The sequence below is a fragment of the Silvimonas soli genome, from assembly GCF_030035605.1.
GTDB classification, from domain to species: domain Bacteria; phylum Pseudomonadota; class Gammaproteobacteria; order Burkholderiales; family Chitinibacteraceae; genus Silvimonas; species Silvimonas soli.
Genome location: NZ_CP106736.1, coordinates 1117084 through 1136464, shown reverse-complemented (window position 1 = coordinate 1136464; position 19381 = coordinate 1117084). Strand labels below are relative to the sequence as shown.

The window sequence follows — 19381 nt, the reverse complement described above, 5'->3', positions numbered from 1 at the left end:
CTTCGCTCAGTTGTGCCCGAAAGCGCGTTCGCGCAGGGTCTTCAACTGATCGCGCAGTTGCGCCGCTTTTTCGAACTCCAGGTTTTTGGCTGCGGCCATCATGTCTTTTTCCAGACGCTTGAGTTCGCGTGACAATTCTTTCTCATCCATCGCTTCGACCAGGCGCTGGCGCTTGTTCTCGATGCGCTCGGCGGCGGCGTCTTCAGCGTTGTACATACCGTCGATGATGTCTTTGATGCGTTTGGTGACCGAGCGCGGCACGATGCCGTTCTCTTTATTGAATGCGATCTGCTTGTTGCGGCGGCGCTCGGTTTCGTCGATAGCGCTTTTCATGGAGCGGGTGATTACGTCGGCATACAAGATCGCCTTGCCGTTCAGATTCCGCGCCGCCCGCCCTATGGTCTGGATCAGCGAGCGCTCACTACGCAGGAAGCCTTCTTTGTCGGCATCCAGAATCGCCACCAGTGAGACTTCTGGAATATCCAAGCCCTCACGCAGCAAGTTAATGCCGATCAGCACATCAAATACACCCAGGCGCAGGTCGCGGATGATCTCGACGCGCTCCACCGTGTCGATGTCCGAGTGCAGATAACGCACTTTGACCCCGTGTTCGCTCAGGTACTCAGTCAGTTGCTCGGACATGCGTTTGGTCAGCGTAGTGACCAGCACCCGCTCGCCCAGCGCAGTGCGCTTGCCGATCTCCGACAACAAATCGTCGACCTGCGTGCCCACTGGCCGGATCTCTATTTGCGGATCGACCAGCCCGGTTGGTCGCACGACTTGTTCGACGACCTGGCCCTGATGCGTGCGCTCGTATTCAGCCGGCGTGGCTGACACAAACACCGTTTGCGGCATCATCCCTTCAAACTCTTCAAACTTGAGCGGACGGTTATCCATGGCCGACGGTAGCCGGAAACCGTAATCGACCAGGTTCTCTTTGCGCGCCCGGTCGCCTTTGTACATGGCGCCAACCTGACCGATCAGCACGTGCGACTCGTCCATAAACATCAGGCTGTCTTTGGGCAGGTAGTCGATCAACGTTGGCGGCGCTTCACCGGCTTTCTTGCCGGAGAAATGGCGCGAGTAGTTTTCGATCCCTTTGCAAAAGCCCATCTCATTGAGCATTTCCAGATCAAAGCGCGTACGTTGTTCCAGCCGCTGCGCTTCTACCAGCTTGTTTTCTTTGTGATAGAACTCAAGCCGGTCATGCAGTTCGATCTTGATGGTGTCCACGGCGCGCAGCACGGTTGCGCGCGGCGTCACGTAGTGGCTGGCCGGGAACACGGTAAAGATGCCCATGCGCTGTTTGATATGGCCGGTGAGCGGGTCGAACAAGTGGATGGTTTCCACTTCGTCATCAAACAAACTGATGCGCACCGCCAGTTCGGCGTTTTCCGCCGGGAAGATATCGATCACGTCACCGCGAACCCGAAAATGCCCGCGACTGAATTCCATCTCGTTGCGGTCGTACTGCATCACGGTCAGGCGTTTGATGATCTCGCTCTGCGGGCGGGTTTCACCTTCACGCAGATGCAGAATCATCTGGTGGTAATCGGATGGATCACCGATACCGTAAATGGCCGATACGGTGGCGACAATAATGCAGTCGCGCCGCTCCAGCATGGCCTTGGTGGCCGACAGCCGCATCTGTTCAATGTGCTCGTTGATCGAAGAGTCTTTCTCGATAAACAAGTCTTTGGACGGAACGTACGCTTCCGGCTGGTAGTAGTCGTAGTACGAAACAAAGTACTCGACCGCGTTTTCCGGAAAGAACTCACGGAACTCGGAATACAACTGCGCCGCCAGGGTTTTGTTCGGCGCCATCACAATGGCAGGCCGCCCGGTGCGGGCAATGACATTGGCCATCGTATAAGTTTTGCCAGAGCCGGTGACGCCCAGCAAGGTCTGAAACTGCAGCCCGTCGTCCAGGCCCTCAACCAGTTGCCCGATCGCCACCGGCTGGTCACCAGCAGGCGGGAAGGGCTGAAATAGTTTGTACGGGGAATTCGGAAACTCAACGAACACGGGCACTCCTTTGCGCAGGGCGGGCGTGGGTCGACGGCAATCGTACTATTCTACTCGCGGTTGGCGGCAAATGAAACGAACGTTCTATGTGGGGTCGGTATCTGAGTTAGATATGGTCTGGTGGCGCTTTAAAAAGAGTGTGGATGTGCGAAGCGGGCGCAACCCGCTGGGTGGTGGTTGTGCGTGCTTCAAGAGCTTGTTGTTGGTGCCTTCGGCACGGGTTGTAAAGGCGTTTGATACCCGGGGGTGACCGGGGACACGTTACTTTTCTTTGCGTCGCCAAAGAAATGAAACCAAAAGTCCCGCAGAGCGGGATAGCAAAAGGCGACCGGGACGCAGGCGTCCGACGGGGCCCAAATTCAAAAGCCGCGCCCCTTGGGGGTACCCCCACAATGCGGTTACGTGCATTGGATGCAAGTTGCAGCGGGTAAACGAACCGTCTGTTGGCCTGGTGTTTTTGCGCGCATCCTGCGTTCCCTCGGTCGGCCGGAGCCTAAGGTCTCCGGCTCTCGCTCGGCGTGGTTTGCTGTGTGGAGTGCCAGAGTCAGTTGCAACAGCAATAGTAGATACCCCATGCACACCAATTACATCGTCATTCGCACGCAGGCGGGAATCCAGTTGCCATGGTCAATGCAGCCACTAGATTACCGCCTGTGCGGGAACGACTAATTGGTTGAGGGCAGGGGTATGGGAGGTAGAACCGCTATTTCTCACCACAATCTCTGGCCAACAGACGAAGTGCTTTTCCTCCCCTGTCAGGCGCCAAGCGAAGCATGATTGACCCGGGGTTTCGGGTGACGCCTGTCCGACGCCCGCTTGCGGGCTAGTTCGTCGACCCGCCGGGGTAATCATGTGAAAGCGCGGGTATCCAGCCGCAGGCTGGACGCCGGTTCGGGGTCGCCTTCTTTTTGGTGACTTTTTCTTGGCGGGGCAAGAAAAAGTCACGTGTTCCCGGTCACCACCGGGTATCAAAATATCGTGCCGAAGGCACTCAAGTGGTTAAACCCAAACCCAAACCCAAACCCAAACCCAAACCCAAACCCAAACCCAAACCCAAACCCAAACCCAAACCCAAACCCAAACCCAAACCCAAACCCAAACCCAAACCCAAACCCAAACCCAAACCCAAACCCAAACCCAAACCCAAACCCAAACCCAAACCCAAACCCAAACCCAAACCCAAACCCAAACCCAAACCCAAACCCAAACCCACCAAAACATAAAACCCCACGTCCAAGGTGGGGTTTTATGACGCTTGCCGCTTATTGCAGCTGGATCAAATCACACTCTGCCGCAACTGTTCCAGAATCGCCGGATTCTCCAGGGTGGAGACGTCCTGGGTCACTTCTTCGCCCTTGGCGATCACGCGCAACAGGCGGCGCATGATTTTGCCGGAACGAGTCTTGGGCAGATTTTCGCCGAAGCGGATTTCATCCGGCTGGGCGATCTTGCCGATTTCGTGGGCGACCCATTCGCGCAGTTCTTTGGCGATGCGCTTGGCTTCCTCGCCTTCCGGGCGATCTTGCTTGAGCACCACAAAAGCCACGACTGCTTCGCCTTTGATTTCGTGCGGTCTGCCGACCACGGCGGCTTCGGCGACCAGCGGGTTGGCGACCAAGGCGGATTCGATTTCCATCGTACCCAAGCGGTGACCAGAAACGTTCAGCACGTCGTCGATGCGACCCATGATCCAGATGTAGCCGTTCTCATCAAAGTGGGCGGAATCACCGGCCAGATACAGCTTGCCGTTGAACTCCTCCGGGAAATACGTTTTCTTGAAACGCTCGGCATCGTTCCAGATGGTACGAACCATTGAAGGCCATGGCCGTTTGATGACCAGCGACCCACCTTTGCCCGGATCAACCGGCGCGCCGGCTTCATCCACGATATCGGCCATGATGCCTGGCAGTGGCAGGGTGCAAGAACCTGGCTTGGTCGCAACGGCACCCGGCAGCGGCGCCACCATATTGGAGCCGGTTTCGGTTTGCCACCAGGTATCTACAATCGGGCAGCGACCACCGCCAACGACTTCGTGATACCAGATCCACGCTTCCGGGTTGATCGGCTCACCCACGGTCCCCAGCAGGCGCAGGCTGGATAGATCGTACTGTTTAGGCAGATCGGCACCCAGTTTAATCAGAGAGCGGATCGCGGTTGGTGCGGTGTAGAACGTGGTGACCTTGTGCTTTTCGATCATCTGCCAGAAGCGGCCAGCGTTCGGATAAGTCGGTACGCCTTCAAACACCACTTGCGTCGCGCCAATACCCAGCGGGCCGTAGCACACGTAGCTGTGGCCGGTAATCCAGCCCACATCGGCGGTACACCAGAACACGTCACCTTCGCGGTAGTCGAATACCCACTTCATGGTCACGATCGTACCCAGCAGATAGCCACCAATGGTGTGCTGAATGCCTTTGGGTTTCCCGGTCGAGCCGGACGTATACAGAATGAACAGCGGGTCTTCGGCGTTCATCCATTCCGGTTCGCACTGTGCGGGTTGGCTGGCGGTGAGCTCATGCCACCACAGATCACGACCGGCCTTGAATGGCACGTTGTCGTGATCGGCGCGGCGGTAAACCACCACGTTCTTGATCGACTCGCTGCCTTCCAGCGTCAGCGCTTCATCAACCACGGCCTTCAGCGGCACCGGTTTGCCGCCGCGTACGCCTTCGTTGGCGGTAATGACCAGCGTGGCGACCGCATCTTGAATGCGGTCACGCAGGGCTCCGGCAGAGAAGCCGCCAAACACCACCGAATGGATCGCACCGATCCGTGCACAAGCCTGCATGGCCACAATGGCTTCTACGCTATGCGGCATGTAAATGACGACGCGGTCGCCTTTCTTCACATCCAGCGCTTTGAGTGCGTTGGCGAACTGGCAGACCTGGGCATGCAACTGGCGATAGCTGACCTGTGTTGAGCTGCCGTCATCGGCTTCGAAAATGATGGCGGCTTTATCGCCGCGTGCATCCAGATGACGATCCAGGCAGTTGTACGAAATATTCAGTTCACCATCTTCAAACCATTTGAAGAATGGGGCGTTGGTTTCATTGAGCACCTTGTTGAACGGTTTCTTCCAGGTGACGAGGTCGCGAGCAAGTTCTGCCCAGAAACCTTCGTAATCGTTATTGGCCTTGTCGCACAGGGCGTTGTAGCCCTCCATGCCAGAGACATTGGCCTTGATGCGAAAGTCTTCTGATGGCGGAAACAGGCGGTTTTCCTGGAGAACGGAATCAATGGTGCTCATAAAGGCTCCTTAGCCGCAGAGGTAAGTAATTTGCTGTAGGAGGACTCTATCCGGCCCGGCAGGGGCGATCCAATCGTGTTTTTTGATGCGCTGAATCAGTTACGCTGATATTGCGCTGCAGCACCAAATAATGTGGCTATAACGGTAATCGTGTCTGGTGACTTTTACGCCGCATCAGAAACCGCGCCAGACAGTTCCAGCTAATTCTGATTGGCGGGGACAGGGGGCAAACGTTAGATTGCGGCCTCTTCGATATTTTCCCATTGGGGGTGTCTAGTGTCTGCGAAAGCCTATCGTGCTGAGTTTCTTGGCACACTCATTCTGGTGTTGTTTGGTTGCGGCTCGGCGGTGTTTGCAGGTGATCACATTACCTACACCGGTATCTCGCTGGCTTTTGGTCTGGCGATTGTGACGGTGGCTTATGGTTTTGGTCATTTGTCCGGCGCGCACGTAAACCCGGCGGTGACCTTGGGTGTGCTGGTGTCCGGGCGGATGAACCCCGGAACAGCAGTGGGTTACATGGTGGCCCAATGCCTGGGCGCGCTGGGTGGCACTGCGGTCATTTATCTGATCGCCACCGGCATGGGCCAACACGCAGGCCAGTTTGGCCAGAACATGTTTGCGCCGGGAACCATGCAGGCTGCACTGGTGTTCGAGTTTGTCGCCACGTTTATCTTTGTACTGATGATTCTGGGCGTGACCTCGCGTTCTGGAAACAGCATGATGGCCGGTCTGGCCATTGGCCTGACTCTGACCGCAATTCACCTGGTCGGCATTCCCATCACGGGTACTTCGGTTAACCCGGCGCGTAGTCTGGGCCCGGCATTGTTCGCGGGCGGCCAGGCGCTGCAACAACTGTGGTTGTTTATTGTGGTGCCGTTAGCTGGTGGTCTGGTGGCTGGCCTGGCGCATCGGCTGTTGCTGGAAACCGACTGAGATTGCGGGTGATCGCGTATCTGATAAAAGCGGCCTTGCGGGGCCGCTTTTGTTTTATGGTCGCCGCTGCAATTTGAGAAAAATCAGTGCAGCGATAACCGCATCACAGAATGGATCGTGGCGCGGTAATTGCGGTAACTGCAGATCGTTGCAGATGGCTGGCAAGGACAAATCAACTTCTGGCTGCCACGCCGTCACCTTGCGGTCGTAATACAGACCGGAAACCTCAATGACCGGGTTGGGTAAATTGATTCCCAGCCACGGTCGCACATAGCGGTTGAGGATGGCCAAATCGAACTCAAGATAATAACCAACGATGGGGCGGCTGCCGATGAACTGCAGTAATTGCTCCAGCGCGGCCTGCGGCGTTAGCCCTTGCGCGACATCCTGAGCACGCAACTGATGGATCGGAATTCCCGCGTGGCTGATTTCGCCTTGTGGGCGCACCAACAGCTGCAAATGGCTGGATGTCTCAATGCGCTGGCCGGATATTTTGACCGCAGCAATCGATAGCAACTCGGCGTGTTTGCGGTCCAGGCTGGTCGTCTCGCAGTCCAGACTCACATATTCATCGGCAGGTGGCGGGTCCAGTAGCCACTGCCATGCCGGATCACGCAATTGTTTACGCAAACGCGCCACGCGCCTGGCCTCTCGCCAGCGGCCCAGTGCGCCGGTCATAGCGAGTCCAGATGAAAATGATGGCGCAGCAACTGGCGAAAGCGCTTCACCACACTGAGCGCATCCTTGAGGAGTTCGCGCTGCAAGGTGCCCAGCAGATCGGGTCTGATGAGGTAATCGGGCGACTGGCCCAGACTGACTTGCTGCAAGCCATGCTGCAAATGCAGGCCTTGCAAAAAAGTCAGCGTTTCTTGCAGGTCTGCGGCCAGTTGTGGCTCCAGTTTGTTGGTCTGCTGTAGTGCCTGCAATCGGGCGTAGGAGTTCTGCTCGCTCAAGCCGGCCTCTAGCGCCAGGCTGCGCAAGCCGTGGACGATGGGAAAGATGCCGGCTTTTTTTAGATCCAGCGCGGCCGTGGCAGTGCCCGCATTGAGTAACCGACCGAGCATGCCGCCCGGTGGATCAAATTGCTCAACCGCCAAGGCAAAGCGCGCCAGGAATGCGGGTTGTGTATTCAGATTGCGTTGCAGATACGCTTGCGTCTGTTCCAGTAGCCCGGTATTGCCGCAGACGGCTTGCGCGTCGGCAAGAATGGCCAGATTCATGACCGCCGCGCCGTCGGCAGCATCAATCCATTGGCCAATCTGTTGCTGGAATGCCGTCGTGCTCAACCGCCAGCGTGGGTTGCGTACCATGATTTCGCCGGGGCAGAGCGGATAACCCAGGCGGTTGAGTTGCTCATTGAACTGATTTGCCAGTTCGGGCAAAGCCGGGTGGTCGTAGCCGTCTTCGATCAACAAGGCGTTATCTTGATCGGTTTTCAGAATCTGCTCGCCACGTCCTTCAGAACCCAGCACCACCAGGCAGGTGTGGGCCAGTACTTCCGGCGGCGCCAGTAACCGATACAGCCGCGCCAGCAACTTCAGATGTAAAGCGCTGACCAGTTCAGCAATCAACCTCACCTTGCTGCCATTGCCATGCAGCAACTCCACCAGCTTGTCCATGCTGCTGGCAGCTTGCTGCAGTTCTTCGACACTTTGTGCGCGCTCAATCCGCGCCGACACAATATGCGAATGGTTGGAGAGATAAGACAACAACTCCACCTGTTCCAGCACGCCTGTTACTTCACCATGCCGGGTGACGATCACCCGTTGTACCTCGTGCCGGGTCATGGTCAGCATGGCCTGAAACAGGAAGTCATCTTCATCCACCGTATGCAGCCGGTATTGTGCGTGGTGGCTTAAGGCCTCGGCGGATGCCTGCAAGCCACCGATTACAAAGTTGCGTAAATCGCTCTGGGTAAAAATGCCTATGCGTTCACCTGCGCGCACCAGCACTGACGTCGCATGATGCGTCTGCATCGCCTTGGCTGCATCGAGCACCGTCGCGTTGGCGTCTTGCCAGACCGGCGCAGATACGCAGGCCTGATGCACACGCGCCAGCATCAACGACTGCGCTTGTTGCTGCAGCGGGCGCTGTGCCAGCGTTGCCATGCGCCGGGCGATATCGTGGTAGAAAAATGCACCGAACAGTGGAGCGCTTTGCGTGAGGGCGAGGATGGCAGCGCGTGGCAAGCGTCCGACGATGCTGTCTTCCTGGGCTTCAAAGCGGGCGCTGGCGATACCTGTTGCCACTGCGCGCGCATCAAAGACTGCGTTGGCGGCCAGCGTGTCGCGTAGCTCGTCAGCAGCGTATTCATGGATCAAGCCTTTGATGACCACAAACAGGCTATCGACGGTGCTGTTGCGCGCCATCACCTTGCTGCCTGCAGGGAAAAACTCGATATCGGCCTGGTTTTGCAACCGCTCACGCTCAAGCGGGCTGAGCAGATCGAATGGCGGGTGGTCCAGATTGATCAAGGCAACCATGGGTCAGATCCAGATGTGTGTCGGGTAGGTCACTCTGTGATTGTAGTGCTGCGGCTATTGCTGGCTGCTGATGTTCCGGCAAGCAGGTTTGAGTGAGCGCAGCGGTCGATATGAAAAACGCCCCGACGATGCGGGGCGTTTTTCGTTTCTTTTAGTTATTTGCAGTGTCGTACCTTCTTGTCGAGGTTCCGTTTGCAGTCCTTCCATCCTGTGATGCTTGTTGCCTTTGTTACGCTAACGGCTTAATGCTTTGCTGCGCCTTCTGCACCCACGCCGGTCATTGAGCGCACAAACTGGGCCGGGAAGGCGTCATGTTCGCGCTTGGCCGAAGCGCTGGTATCCATCTTCGAAACCAGATAGATCACCAGGAAAGCCAGCGGCATCGAGAAGATCGACGGGTTGTCGTACGGGAAGATAGGTGCTGCGTTGCCCAGAATCTTCACCCATACGGTCGGGCCGGTGACAATCATCAAGACCGCGCACAACAGCCCGGCAGAACCACCGGCTACCGCGCCACGGGTCGACAGACCGCGCCAGAACATCGACATGAACAACACCGGGAAGTTGGCCGAAGCCGCTACCGAGAAGGCCAGGCCCACCATGAATGCAACGTTGGTTTTCTGGAAGGCGATCCCCAACAGAATGGCAACGACACCCAGAGCCAGTGTGGCGTACTTGGATACGCGGATTTCTTTGGCTTCGTCGGTATGACCGCGAGCAAACACGTTGGCGTACAAGTCATGCGAAACCGCCGACGCACCAGACAGGGTCAAACCAGACACCACGGCCAGAATCGTGGCAAATGCGACTGCCGAGATAAAGCCGAGGAAGAAGTCACCGCCAACGGCATTGGCCAGGTGAATGGCCGCCATATTGGTGCCGCCAATCAACTGAGTGACCGCCTTGCCTTTTTCCATGACAGTGGTGGTGTACTCAGGCTTGCCCAGCACCAGCATGATCGCGCCAAAGCCGATGATGAAGGTCAGGATGTAGAAGTAGCCGATGAAACCTGTCGCGTAGAACACCGATTTGCGAGCTTCTTTGGCATCTTTCACCGTGAAGAAACGCATCAGGATGTGGGGCAGACCAGCGGTACCGAACATCAGGCCAACACCCAGCGAAATCGTGTCAATTGGCGACATCGTGCCCGGTGACATGATCGCCAGACCTTTTGGATGGGCTTTAATGGCCGTGTTGAACAGGGTTTCAAAACTGAAACCGGCTGCGGACATCACCATAAAGGCCATGAAAGTAGCGCCACAGAGCAGCAGCACCGCTTTGATGATCTGTACCCAGGTCGTGGCCAGCATGCCGCCGAAGGTGACATACAGCACCATCAGCACGCCCACGATCAGCACGGCGTAGGTATAAGGCAGGCCAAACAGCAACTGGATAAGCTGACCGGCACCCACCATCTGGGCGATCAGGTACAGCGTGACCACAACCAGCGTGCCAATTGCGGCAAAGGTGCGGATCGGTGTTTGTTGCAACCGGTACGAAGCTACATCGGCAAAGGTATATTTGCCCAGATTACGCAGGCGCTCTGCCACCATGAAGGTGATCAGTGGCCAACCCACCAGAAAGCCCAGCGAATAGATCAGGCCGTCATAACCTTTGGTAAACACCATGGCCGAAATGCCGAGGAACGACGCCGCGGACATATAGTCGCCGGCAATTGCCAGACCATTTTGCAAGCCGGTAATGCCGCCGCCGGCCGCGTAAAAATCTTTGGCCGAGCGAGTGCGGCGTGCTGCCCAGAACGTAATGCCCAGGGTAAACGCCACAAAAATGAAAAACATGATGATGGCGTGCCAATTAATGGAACGCTGAGTAACCGGGCCTTCGAGCGCACCGGCCGCCCAGGCGGGCAGGCTGGCGCAAACACCCAGCGTGGCCAGCCCGATACGGTTTACAAGTCGGTTGGTCATTTGCGGGCATCCTCGACAAGTTGTTGATTGAGTTGGTCAAATTCGGTATTGGCACGGCGCACATAAATGCCGGTCAAGACAAATGCCAGAACAATCAAGGCCAGACCGAGTGGAATGCCCAGGGTAATGACGCTGCCAGCGGCAACAGGGGTGCCCAGTACGGCAGGCTCAAAAGCAATCATCAGAATCAGCCCGAAGTAGGCCACCAGAATGATCAAGGTGAGCATCCAGCTCAGGCTGGTTTTTTTCTGTACAAGTTCGTGGAATTTCGGACTGTCCTGGATTCGCTGAATCACTTGGTCATCCATCTTTCTCTCCTCTCGTCTGTGCGGTATGCCCCGGGCGTGCCGTGTCGGCTCACTCTCCCAAGTGAAAAATACCAACACTCTCGGGGTCCACGGCCACTGTATGAGGACGAGGGGGTAGAAGCTAATTGCAAATTCTGATGCTCAGAATCAAAAACGTTTATGTTGCGTTGCACGAAACTTACTGAGAATGGCGTAGTTGCTGGATTTGAGCTACACAACGCACTGCTTTGCAACACCGTATGAACGTTCTGCGCAATAATCGGGCATATGGAAATTTATCAATTGCGTACTTTTGTTGCAGTTGCGCAGCAAGGCCACCTGACACAGGCTGCCGAGTTGCTGCATCTTTCCCAGCCCGCAGTGACCGCGCAGATCAAGGCACTGGAAGAACAATTGGGCATGGCGCTGTTCGAGCGTTACCCTGGCGGTGTGCAATTGACTGAGGCTGGCAAGGCGTTTTTGCCAGACGCAGAGCACATTCTCGCCGTATCGCAGGACATGCTCTACCGTGCCAAAGCCATGTCGGCCGAACCCAAGGGCAAGGTGCGGATTGGTACGGTGGGCGTGGCGGCGCGTTTGCGCATCGGGCCGTGGCTGGCGTTGTTGCGTCAGCGCTGTCCCTTGATGACGGTGCAGACCACGCACGGGATATCCGGAGTGATTCTTAACGATGTGCGCAAAAAGCTGCTTGATGGCGGCTTCTACTTTGGCCGCAATCCCTATCAGAACGTCAACACAGTACAACTGGCCGAACTGGGTTTTTGCGTGGCGTTACCCCCGGCCATGGCTGACACCCATGCCGAAGCAGACTGGAAGACTCTGGGCAAATTGCCGTGGCTGGGTTTGTCACAGTTCATGAGTCTTTCCGGCATCACCCAGGAGCTCTGGCGCACGCATAACATCGCGCCCAAACGGGTGGGGGAGTTTGACGACGAAGGCACGCTGGTCGAACTGGTAAAAGCAGGATTGGGGGTATCGTTGCTGGCAGAACGTACGGCGCGACGCTTTGCGGCCGATGGTTCTATTGTGTTGTGGCGCGGTGGCGAGATTGCCATCTCGGCCCCATTACAGTTTCTGTATTCGGCGGAACGGCAAAGTGATCCAACGATCGGCTTGCTGCTGGATTCGTTGCGCGAAATCTGGACGCCGGAATGATGGTGAGATGAGTGAGCTGCTGAACTGACAAATGAATGCCAGATAGAAATGACAAATAAAAAACCCGCTGCAATGAGCGGGTTTTTTATTTCCGGCACGGGACCAGGGAATCCTTTTGCCGTTGGTATTCCAACGACTAGCTGAATTACTTCAGCTTGATTTCCTTGTAAATCACATGCTTGCGGACAACCGGATCGTACTTTTTCAGTTCGATTTTTTCCGGAGTGGTGCGCTTGTTCTTGGTGGTCGTGTAGAAGTGACCGGTACCGGCGCTGGATTCGAGCTTGATTTTTTCACGCATGATCGTCTATCTACCTGGTTACAGTTCGCCGCGGGCGCGCAGGTCGGCCAGAACAACGTCAATGCCGTTCTTGTCGATGGTACGCAGGGCAGCATTGGATACGCGCAGGCGCACCCAACGGTTTTCGCTCTCAACCCAGAAACGGCGAGATTGCAGATTCGGGAGGAAACGACGCTTTGTTTTGTTGTTGGCGTGGGAAACATTGTTCCCTGTCATCGGGCGCTTGCCGGTGACTTTACATACACGTGCCATGGTTAGGATTCCCTGACTTCTGGAAAAAACACGATTTATAACATGACTCAGTGATTTTGTTCAAGCCAAATCAGCGAGTCGCGGTAAAGGGGCGACATCCTCACACTGCAAAATGGCGCCCATCTCAATACTGTTTCGGCTGGCTTTATTCGCTCGGTGGCGCTAAAACCGTACGGTTGCCGTTGGTTTCCATCGGCGAAACCAGCCCGGCGCCTTCCATCTGCTCAATCAACCGCGCCGCACGGTTGTAACCGATGCGCAGCTGGCGCTGCACGGACGAGATTGATGCCCGTCGGCTCTTGAGTACGAACGACACCGCTTCGTCATACAGCGGGTCGGTTTCTTCGCCGCCAGCTTCTGCCCACGCCCCACCGGCACCGCTGGCTGCGGCTTCGGCATCAAAGCCGCCGTTGAGAATCGCTTCGACATAATCCGGCTCGCCGGTGGTCTTCAGATACTCGACCACGCGATGGACTTCATCATCGGCCACAAACGCACCATGAATGCGTTGCGGGTAACCGGTGCCCGGCGGCAGGAACAGCATGTCGCCCTGGCCGAGCAAAGCTTCCGCCCCCATCTGGTCCAGAATCGTGCGACTGTCGATCTTGGACGATACCTGGAACGCCAGCCGGGTCGGGATGTTGGCCTTGATCAGGCCGGTAATCACATCCACGCTCGGGCGCTGCGTAGCCAGGATCAGATGGATGCCCGCCGCCCGCGCTTTCTGTGCCAGGCGGGCGATCAATTCTTCAATCTTCTTGCCCGCGGTCATCATCAAATCAGCAAACTCGTCCACCACCACCACCACGAACGGCAGATGTTCCAGCGGCTCCGGGTTGTCCGGGGTCAGGCTGAACGGATTGGTGAGTGGCTTGCCCGCCTTTTCAGCTTCTTTCACTTTCTGGTTGAAACCGGCGAGGTTACGCACACCCATGGCGCTCATCAGCCGGTAGCGCTTTTCCATCTCCGCCACACACCAGTTCAGCGCGTTGGCGGCCAGCTTCATGTCGGTCACCACCGGGGCCAGCAAGTGCGGAATGCCGTCATAAACCGACAATTCCAGCATCTTCGGGTCAACCATGATGAAGCGCACTTCGTCCGGCGTGGCCTTGTACAGCAACGACAGGATCATCGCGTTCACGCCCACCGACTTGCCCGAGCCGGTTGTCCCGGCCACCAGCATGTGCGGCGCCTTGGCCAGATCGGTCACCACCGGCTTGCCGGTGATGTCTTTGCCGAGTGCCATGGTCAGTCTGGAACTGGTGCCGTGGAAGGCTTCCGAAGAGAGTATTTCGGACAAGCGAATCATCTGCCGAGTCGGGTTCGGCAATTCCAGACCCATGCAGGTCTTGCCAGGAATCGTCTCGACCACGCGAATCGAGACCAGGCCCAGTGCCCGTGAAAGGTCTTTCATCAGGTTCACAATTTGCGAACCCTTCACGCCCACTGCCGGGTCAATCTCGTAACGCGTAATTACGGGGCCGGGATAAGCGGCGATGACTTTGACTTCCACATTGAAGTCAGCCAGCTTGCGTTCAATCAGGCGACTGGTGAATTCGAGTGTTTCATGGCTGATGGTTTCTTGCGAAGCCACCGGCGGTGTCAGCAAGCTTAGCGCGGGCAGGGCAGCCTCGCCGGGCACGCGAGGGATATCGTCAAACTCGAACAAAGTCGGTTGGACGGCTTTCTTTTGTTCTTGCGCGGCTTGTTTCTCAGCGGCTTTGACCACCGCCTTGGCGACAGGGATTTCCATGACCGGAGAAGAGATGACCAGCGGCGGCGATTCGTCTTTCTTCTTTTTCTCGACGCTCACGCGTTCTTCACGTGCCACCGACGCTTGACGACCGATCCGCCGATCCTGCGTGGCGTGCCAGGTATCGACCAGCTTGAAGCCGACCCATTCAATGGCGCCGCCAACGCGCTCCATCAAATCCAGCCACGACAAGCCGGTGAAGAGAGAAACGCCCACCGCCCACATCGCAAACAACAAGACCGTTGCGCCGGTAAAGCCCAGTGTGTGGAACAGCCAGCCGCCCAATGCCAGGCCCAATACACCACCGGGGGAGAGCGGCAAGTTGAAATGAATCGAGTGCAGGCGCAGCGCTTCCATGCTGCAGCTGGACAAAATCACCGCCAGAAAGCCGATACAGGCCAGCAAAACCACCGGACGGGAAGACTCGCTCACGCTATCGAGACGTCGATAACCCCACCAGATGGCGGCAAACAGAAAAGCCACCCACCACCATGCGGAAAAGCCGAATACCGAAAGCAGGATGTCGGATAACCAGGCGCCAAATGAACCAGCGCGGTTGTGAACATCGGCACGGGTGGCGCTGTGCGACCAGCCCGGATCTTGCGGATGCCAGGTGGAGAGCGCCAATACCAGATAGAGCACGGCAGCCACCAGCAGCAACCACCACGATTCGCGCAGCAGGTTGGCCAGTTGCGGCGGCAGCGCGGAACGGGAGGAAGCGTTGGGAACGTTTTTCTTGCGAAAGAAAGCCATGGTCCTGAGTCTTGGAAACGACAGCGCGATTATAGCGGCAAGCGCTGCGGCAAACGCGAACGGGCCAGGTAAAACGCGATGAATGTGGTGAAGTAACGGGCTCGGCGCAAAGAGGTTGTCGCGCCCGCACTACAAAGGGCGGTGTTGGTGTGTTTCATGTCACCCGCGTGGCTCACAAATAAGCAGCGAGTTTGTTTTCCAGCATGCGCGGGTTTTCGCCACTGGCGATGGTCACCAGGCCTTCGGTGAGCATTTCGCGGCGGCGAACTTCGGTGCCGATATGCAGTTTGAGTTTATTGGCGATAGGCAAGAAGATCAGGTTGGCTGAGCCGACACCATAAATGGTCGCGACAAACGCCACGGCGATCCCGGCGCCCAGTCGGGACGGATCGGAAAGGTTTTCCATCACATGGATCAACCCCAGTACGGCGCCCAGAATACCGATGGTAGGTGCGTAGCCGCCAGCGGCTTCCCAGATTTTGGCCGCACTACGGGCGTGTAATTCCCACACATCAATATCGAGTTCCAGCGAGCGGCGGATGGTTTCGGGTTCGGCGCCGTCCACGAGCATTTGCACGCCGCGTTTCACGAATGGATCTTTCTCGCTTTGCACGTAGGGTTCCAGCCCCAGCAAACCGGTACGGCGTGCTTGCTGGCTCCAGGTGGTGAGCGTGTTCAGGATGCGGCGAAAGTCATGCACCGGCGGCACAAACACCCATTTCACCATTTTCATGCCGGCGACAAAGTCGGATACCCGGCTTTGCAGCATGACCGCACCGGCGGTACCGCCGATCACGATCAGGAATGCGGTGAACTGGAGCAGCGAGCCAATGTGGCCGCCTTCCAGCCATTGGCCCAGCGTAATGGCGACCACACCGAGAATAAGGCCGATAACACTGATTTTATCCATGCGCTGAGTGGGTTTTTGTCATTGAAATTATTGTGGGCGATATCCGCGTGTCAGCGATGTAACCAGTCTTTGAGGTGCACGCGCAATCGGGCAACGGCCTGACTATGCAATTGTGAGACACGCGATTCGGTAACACCAAGCACTGCGCCGATTTCTTTCAGGTTCAGTTCTTCATCGTAGTACAGCGCCATCACCAATTGCTCACGTTCTGGCAATTTGCCGATGCCGTCGACCAAGGTCTGGCGAAACCCGGCGTCGGCAATCTGGGTAAACGGGTTGGCTTTATGGTCAGCCGTAAACTGATCCAGATAACTGCTGTGATCGTCTTCGTCTTCAAAGTCTTCGTAGTACACCAACTGATGACCACGGGCTTCGGCCAGCATGTGCTGGTATTCGTCCAGTGGCAGCGCCATGGATTTGGCCACTTCGCCCTCGGAGGGTGCGCGGCCGAGCTTGTGTTCCAGTGCGCTCAATGCGGTTTCGATCTCGCGCATGTTGCGGCGGGTCTGGCGTGAGGCCCAGTCGGCGTTGCGCAACTCGTCAATCATGGCACCGCGTATGCGCTGCGAGGCGAAGGTTTCAAACTGCACCCCGGCGGCCGGATCAAAATTGCGGGCCGCTTCCATCAGTCCGATCAAACCCACCTGGATCAGGTCTTCAACATCCACGCTGGCGGGCAGGCGCGATACCAGATGGTAGGCGATGCGCTTCACCAGCGGCGCATGACGAGTTACCCGCTCGTCGTCACCGGCGTGCTGGGTCTGGCGATAAAGATGTAAGGCACGTTGTGCGGGCATGTCGAAGCTTGCAGGTTACGGCTATATCAATATATCAAAATCACTGCATCGCGCAGCGCGCACGATCAAGGATGACAGGTGTAACGTGCTCAGCATACTTGATTGTCATATCAATCCCCTGTGTTGAGCAACTTTGCGGACGCGCCAGGCGCACAATTACCAGGTGCTGACCTGGGCCAGTTCGTCTTGCAGGCGGTGGAGCAAGTCCATGCGGGATTGGGCAATTGCGCCACTTTTGGCTGCATTGAGTATGGCGCAATCGGGCTCGTGGCGATGCCGGCAGTTGTGGAAGCGGCATTGCCCAACGTACGGGCGTAAATCCGGCATCAGATTGGGCAGTGTCTCTTCTTTGAGATGCGCCAGCCCGAACGACTGCACGCCGGGTGAGTCAATGAGCGCCGATTGCTCATCAAGATGGTAGAGGGTGGCGTGCGTGGTGGTGTGCTTGCCGGTATCCAGTGCGGTGGAAATATCGTTCACCCGCGCACGGGCTTCCGGGATCAGCGCGTTGAGCAAGGTCGACTTGCCCATGCCCGATTGCCCGACCAGCACGGAGGTGTGCCCTTGCAACTTGGCTCGCAGCGGCGAGACATCTTCTTTGGCCGACAAGGCCAGCAGCGGATAACCCAGCGTTTCGTAATAGCGCAGTGCTTCGCGGGCTTTCACGGCCTCAGGCAGGTCGCACTTGTTCAGCACAATCAATGGTTCGATATCTTGCGATTCGGCGGCTAGCAGCGTGCGGCCAATCAGTTCATCCAGATAACTGGGAACCGGCGCCACCACGATGGCAATTTGCGTAACGTTGGCGGCGATCAGCTTGGAGCGCCATTGATCCGAGCGATACAACAGCGTTTTGCGTTCCAGAGCTTTCTCAATCACCGCCTGTTCGTCATTGAGCACCTTGATGGCAACATTGTCGCCGCAGGCAAAGTCGGTTTTCTTGCCACGGGCGCTAGCGCTCAGGCGGCGGCCATCGGGTAACTCGATGATGTAGGCGCGGCCATGGCTGGCAATGATGCGGGCGCTATCGCTCATCGTGAGGTCAGACACAAAGTACGGCTAAAGTCGGGCGTAAAGGTCATTGCTTCCTGCATCACACAAAATATCGGTTTAAAACAAGCGGCGGGCCGTCCGGTTTCAGGCCAGGCGCTTGAGTGCCGCCACGCGCAAACTGGCGGGCGGATGGCTGTCGTAATACACGCTATGCAGTGGATCGGGCGTCAGCGTTGAAGCGTTGTCACGGTAGAGCTTGACCAGGGCGTTGATCAGATCGCGGGCAGAAGATTGCTGCGCGGCATATTCATCGGCCTCGAACTCATGCTTGCGCGACAACCACGAGCCAATCGGCGCAAACAGAAAGGTAAACACCGGTAGCACCATGAAAAACAGCGTCAGCGCGGCGGCGGTGCTTTGGGTTTGTACGCCCAGACCGTTGTAAAACCACGCTTCCTGCATCAGTTGGCCGAGCACCCACAACAGGCCCAGCATCAGCACAAAGGTCCAGATGATGCGCTTGACGATATGACGACGCTTGAAGTGTCCCAGTTCATGGGCCAGCACGGCTTCGATCTCGTCGCCATCCAGTTGTTTGAGCAGCGTGTCAAAGAACACGATGCGTTTGGTTTTACCCAGGCCGGTGAAATAAGCGTTGCCATGGCTGGAGCGCTTGGAGCCATCCATCATGAAAATGCCGCTGGCGACAAAGCCACAACGATTCAACAATGCTTCGATACGCAAACGCAGGCTTTCATCCGGTAGCGGTTCAAACTTGTTGAACAGCGGCGCAATCCAGGTCGGGAACACCCACATTACAAACAGCGAGAAACCCATCCAGGTCAGCCAGACCCAGACCCACCAATGCGCGCCCATTTGTTGCATCAGCCACAGCACCAGCGTCACCAGCGGCAAACCCAGCGCTGCGGCGATCCCGGCGGTTTTGAGCAAATCGCCCCAGAACACGGCGGGCGTGCTCTGGTTAAAGCCGTAACGTGCTTCGATACCGAAAGTGCTGTGCCAGGAAAACGGCAAACTCAGCACGGTCTGGATAACTGCGAGCATGGCGATCATGCATACGCCGGCGGCCAGTCCATTGCCAAACCAGCCTTGCGCAATGTGCATCAACCACTCGATACCGCCACCGAGGGTGAAGGCGGCCAGCACGATCGCTTCGAACACGGTACTGATCATGCCAAAGCGGGTTTTCTCCACCGTGTAATCGGCGGCACGCTGGTGCGAAGTTAAAGTGATGCTACCGGCGAAGGCTTCGGGCACGGCGCTACGGTTGCGGCGGACATGATTGATCTGGCGCGCGGCGAGCCACAATTGCAGCAAGACGCTGGCGGCCAGGGCAAATACAAACAAGGCGGAAAACTGGGAAGCTGTCATTCGATTCTGGCGTGGCTGGAATGCATGAGTGGGAAGCGTTTGCCGGGCAAACATGTTGTTTGAGTATGCCACATTTTGCGACCCGCCCGGCAGCACTGCGGCCCGGCCACGCGGGCTGCAGTGCTGGTATACCCCAGCGCCATTGCAA

At 57.0% G+C, this 19381-nt stretch carries 16 protein-coding genes; 3 read left to right on the top strand and 13 right to left on the bottom strand.

Annotated features, from left to right (window positions below; genetic code table 11):
- Positions 1-6: 6 nt before the first annotated feature.
- On the bottom strand, positions 7-2025 hold the full coding sequence (gene uvrB, locus N7220_RS05220; RefSeq protein WP_283150406.1) for an excinuclease ABC subunit UvrB: 2019 nt from the start codon (positions 2023-2025) through the stop codon (positions 7-9).
- Between the two features lie 995 nt (positions 2026-3020).
- On the opposite strand from uvrB, the gene N7220_RS05215 reads away from it, so the two are divergent.
- A complete protein-coding gene (locus N7220_RS05215; RefSeq protein WP_283150405.1) occupies positions 3021-3248 on the top strand; it encodes a hypothetical protein in 228 nt (75 codons plus the stop codon).
- 53 nt (positions 3249-3301) lie between these two features.
- Here N7220_RS05215 and acs read toward each other — a convergent pair whose 3' ends face one another.
- Entirely contained in the window at positions 3302-5272 is a 1971-nt protein-coding gene (acs, locus tag N7220_RS05210; protein ID WP_283150404.1) for an acetate--CoA ligase, read from the bottom strand.
- Positions 5273-5548: 276 nt separating this feature from the next.
- Here acs and N7220_RS05205 point away from each other — a divergent pair, with 276 nt between their 5' ends.
- Entirely contained in the window at positions 5549-6208 is a 660-nt protein-coding gene (locus N7220_RS05205; RefSeq protein ID WP_283150403.1) for an MIP family channel protein, read from the top strand.
- Between the two features lie 54 nt (positions 6209-6262).
- On the opposite strand, the gene N7220_RS05200 is transcribed toward N7220_RS05205, so the two are convergent.
- From N7220_RS05200 to N7220_RS05185, 4 genes are all read right to left on the bottom strand, one after another.
- Positions 6263-6886, bottom strand: coding sequence for a 3'-5' exonuclease (locus tag N7220_RS05200; RefSeq protein ID WP_283150402.1), 624 nt, complete (start codon positions 6884-6886; stop codon positions 6263-6265).
- The gene (locus tag N7220_RS05195) at positions 6883-8691 is read right to left on the bottom strand and encodes a putative nucleotidyltransferase substrate binding domain-containing protein (RefSeq protein WP_283150401.1); all 1809 of its coding nucleotides are present in this window, start codon (positions 8689-8691) and stop codon (positions 6883-6885) included. The genes N7220_RS05200 and N7220_RS05195 overlap by 4 nt, the downstream gene beginning before the upstream one ends.
- Before the next feature lie 242 nt (positions 8692-8933).
- A complete protein-coding gene (locus tag N7220_RS05190; protein WP_283150400.1) occupies positions 8934-10619 on the bottom strand; it encodes a cation acetate symporter in 1686 nt (561 codons plus the stop codon).
- Positions 10616-10927 (bottom strand): DUF485 domain-containing protein, encoded by a 312-nt coding sequence (locus N7220_RS05185; protein WP_283150399.1) that lies wholly within the window; start codon positions 10925-10927, stop codon positions 10616-10618. The genes N7220_RS05190 and N7220_RS05185 overlap by 4 nt, the downstream gene beginning before the upstream one ends.
- A gap of 267 nt (positions 10928-11194) precedes the next feature.
- Between N7220_RS05185 and N7220_RS05180 the strand changes: the two genes are divergently transcribed.
- Positions 11195-12082 carry a LysR family transcriptional regulator gene (locus tag N7220_RS05180; RefSeq protein WP_283150398.1) on the top strand — a complete coding sequence of 296 codons (888 nt, stop codon included), beginning with the start codon at positions 11195-11197 and terminating at the stop codon, positions 12080-12082.
- A gap of 145 nt (positions 12083-12227) precedes the next feature.
- On the opposite strand, the gene rpmG is transcribed toward N7220_RS05180, so the two are convergent.
- The 7 genes from rpmG to N7220_RS05145 form a co-directional block, all read right to left on the bottom strand.
- Positions 12228-12383, bottom strand: a complete 156-nt coding sequence (gene rpmG, locus N7220_RS05175; protein WP_283150397.1) for a 50S ribosomal protein L33 — start codon at positions 12381-12383, stop codon at positions 12228-12230.
- A gap of 18 nt (positions 12384-12401) precedes the next feature.
- Entirely contained in the window at positions 12402-12635 is a 234-nt protein-coding gene (gene rpmB / locus N7220_RS05170; RefSeq protein ID WP_070530970.1) for a 50S ribosomal protein L28, read from the bottom strand.
- A 145-nt stretch (positions 12636-12780) separates the two neighbouring features.
- Positions 12781-15141 (bottom strand): DNA translocase FtsK, encoded by a 2361-nt coding sequence (locus tag N7220_RS05165; protein ID WP_283150396.1) that lies wholly within the window; start codon positions 15139-15141, stop codon positions 12781-12783.
- A gap of 172 nt (positions 15142-15313) precedes the next feature.
- A complete protein-coding gene (locus N7220_RS05160) occupies positions 15314-16051 on the bottom strand; it encodes a flagellar motor protein (protein ID WP_283150395.1) in 738 nt (245 codons plus the stop codon).
- Between the two features lie 50 nt (positions 16052-16101).
- On the bottom strand, positions 16102-16848 hold the full coding sequence (locus N7220_RS05155; RefSeq protein ID WP_283150394.1) for an RNA polymerase sigma factor FliA: 747 nt from the start codon (positions 16846-16848) through the stop codon (positions 16102-16104).
- Between the two features lie 156 nt (positions 16849-17004).
- Positions 17005-17883, bottom strand: coding sequence for a ribosome small subunit-dependent GTPase A (gene rsgA, locus N7220_RS05150; protein ID WP_283151404.1), 879 nt, complete (start codon positions 17881-17883; stop codon positions 17005-17007).
- A 102-nt stretch (positions 17884-17985) separates the two neighbouring features.
- Complete coding sequence (locus N7220_RS05145; RefSeq protein ID WP_283150393.1) at positions 17986-19233, bottom strand: M48 family metallopeptidase; 1248 nt, start codon at positions 19231-19233, stop codon at positions 17986-17988.
- Positions 19234-19381 lie beyond the last annotated feature (148 nt).